Source organism: Polaribacter sp. BAL334, assembly GCF_015767435.1.
In the GTDB taxonomy this organism is placed as follows: domain Bacteria; phylum Bacteroidota; class Bacteroidia; order Flavobacteriales; family Flavobacteriaceae; genus Polaribacter.
Window position 1 is genome coordinate 1 of sequence record NZ_JADWOV010000251.1, and the last position, 389, is coordinate 389.

A 389-nucleotide genomic window follows, 5' to 3' on the forward strand; every position below is an offset into this window, starting at 1 on the left:
CCCCAGTGATTAAAAATACTTTCTTTTAATAGTTTTAGAGGACCAATAACTGCAAATGGGAAGTTTCCTGTGACAGGTTCTTGCACATAATTGAAATCGATTAAAAGTGCTTTATTATTTCCAGTTTCAATAAAACAGTTTGCATGACCATCAAATTCTTCTTTTAATGGTTGTTTATTGATGTATAATAAAATATTATCTGTCAAAGTTTCGGCTTGAAAATGGGCCACAGAACCTGCTTTTGAAGCTGGAACATTGGTGGCATCACCAATGACGAAAATATTTTCATTTTCAAGAGATTGAAGAGTATTTGGGTGAGTAGGGACAAAGTTTAATTCATCTCCCAAACCAGATTTCCCAATCACTTCATCACCCATATTTGTAGGAAC

The 389-nt window shown here is 34.2% G+C and carries 1 pseudogene; it reads right to left on the reverse strand.

From position 1 onward, the window contains the following. Positions 1–389, reverse strand: a pseudogene (locus IU405_RS04145) (NAD(P)/FAD-dependent oxidoreductase); the annotation flags it as partial.